Consider the following 2,133-nt stretch of genomic DNA (forward strand, 5'->3'; position numbering starts at 1 on the left):
CGTGCTCGGAGGTGGACGGGCGGTCCGGGGTCGGAGCAGTCACCCGGACATTCTCGCCTGTTCGGCGACCGGGTCCAGCCGCCGGCACCCGCCGGACCGGCCCCGCCGGGGGGCGGCGTCGCGTGGGATCACCGGGCGCCCGCTCGCCGCGGCTATCCTGTCCGGTGACATGCACGCCCTTGTCCGGGGCGTCCGGTGCAGGGCAGAACCCGAGTCCGGCCCTTCGCGCCGTGATGAGCATGGCGCGTCCCCGAGCCCCGCGAAGGAGCATTCGTGTCCCAGACCACGCTGGCCACCGAGTTGACCGTGGACCGGTCCGGCGACCTCGACTGGAAGGTCGCGTCGCTGGCCCTGGCCGATTTCGGCCGCAAGGAGATCACCCTGGCCGAGCACGAGATGCCCGGCCTGATGGCCCTGCGCCGGGAGTATGCCGAGGTCCGGCCGCTGGCCGGGGCCCGCATCTCCGGATCCCTGCACATGACCGTGCAGACGGCCGTGCTGATCGAGACGCTGGTCGACCTCGGCGCCCAGGTCCGGTGGGCCTCCTGCAACATCTTCTCCACCCAGGACCACGCCGCCGCCGCGGTGGTCGTCGGGCGCTACGGCACCGTCGACGAGCCCGCCGGCGTGCCGGTGTTCGCCTGGAAGGGCGAGACCCTGGCCGAGTACTGGTGGTGCACCGACCAGATGCTGCGCTGGCCGGACGGGCTGGGCCCGAACATGATCCTGGACGACGGCGGCGACGCGACCCTGCTGGTCCACAAGGGTGTCGCATACGAGAAGACCGGCGTCGTGCCGACCATCACCGAGGACGACGCGGAGTACTCGGAGGAGTACGCCGTCATCCTCGACCTGCTGCGGGCCTCCCTGGCCGACGACGACGGGTACTGGACCCGGACCGCTCCGTCGATCGTGGGCGTGACCGAGGAGACCACCACCGGCGTCAACCGGCTCTACCAGCTGGCGGCGGCCGGCGAGCTGCTCTTCCCGGCCATCAACGTCAACGACTCGGTGACCAAGAGCAAGTTCGACAACAAGTACGGCATCCGGCACTCGCTGATCGACGGGATCAACCGGGGCACCGACGTGCTGATCGGCGGCAAGGTCGCCCTGGTCGCCGGCTACGGCGACGTCGGCAAGGGCGCGGCGGAGTCGCTGCGCGGGCAGGGCGCGCGGGTGATCGTGTCCGAGGTCGACCCCATCTGCGCGCTGCAGGCGCTGATGGACGGGTTCGAGGTCGCCACGGTGGACGCCACCGTCGGGCGGGCCGACCTGATCATCACGACCACCGGCAACAAGGACATCATCACCGTCGACCACATGAAGCGGATGAAGCACCAGGCGATCCTGGGCAACATCGGCCACTTCGACAACGAGATCGACATGGCCGGGCTGGCCCGCTCGGGTGCGAGCAAGATCGAGATCAAGCCGCAGGTCGACGAGTGGCGGTTCGCCGACGGCCACACCATCATCGTGCTGTCCGCGGGTCGCCTGCTGAACCTGGGCAACGCGACCGGCCATCCGTCGTTCGTGATGTCGACCTCGTTCTCCAACCAGGTCATCGCCCAGCTCGAGCTGTTCACCAAGCCCGACGAGTGGGACAAGGAGGTCTACCGCCTGCCCAAGCACCTGGACGAGAAGGTCGCCAAGATCCACGTCGAGGCGCTCGGCGGCGAGCTGACCAAGCTGTCGAAGGACCAGGCGGAGTACATCGGTGTCGACGTCGAGGGCCCGTTCAAGCCCGAGCACTACCGGTACTGAACGCCGACCGGGCGCCCGCGCCCGACGGCTGTGGCGACGACGAAGGCCGGCCCCCTGCGGGGCGGGCCTTCGTCGTGGTCGGGACGTCCTCGGTCAGCGCCCGGTCAGCGCTCGGTCAGCGCACGGTCAGCGCACGCCGAGCAGGTCGATGACGAAGATCAGCGTCTTGCCGCCGAGGCGGTGCCCGCCGGGCGGCCCGTAGGCCAGGGCCGGCGGGATGGTGAGCTGCCGGCGGCCGCCGACCTTCATCCCCGGGATCCCGTCCTGCCAGCCCTTGATCAGGCCGCGCAGCGGGAACTCGATCGACTCGCCCCGGTTCCAGGAGGAGTCGAACTCGGCGCCGGACTCGTAGTCCACCCCCAGGTAGTGCAC

At 70.2% G+C, this 2,133-nt stretch carries 2 protein-coding genes; one reads left to right on the top strand and one right to left on the bottom strand.

The genetic code is table 11. From position 1 onward, the window contains the following. Window positions 1–273 precede the first annotated feature (273 nt). Window positions 274–1,761, top strand: coding sequence for an adenosylhomocysteinase (gene ahcY, locus ACOJUF_RS23125; protein WP_420124162.1), 1,488 nt, complete (start codon window positions 274–276; stop codon window positions 1,759–1,761). A gap of 126 nt (window positions 1,762–1,887) precedes the next feature. Here the strand turns inward: ahcY and ACOJUF_RS23130 are convergent. Then, on the bottom strand, window positions 1,888–2,133 hold a 246-nt coding region (locus tag ACOJUF_RS23130), incomplete at its 5' end, for an FKBP-type peptidyl-prolyl cis-trans isomerase (protein WP_420124163.1).

The sequence above is a fragment of the Nakamurella sp. genome, assembly GCF_048594475.1.
In the GTDB taxonomy this organism is placed as follows: Bacteria; Actinomycetota; Actinomycetes; order Mycobacteriales; family Nakamurellaceae; genus Nakamurella.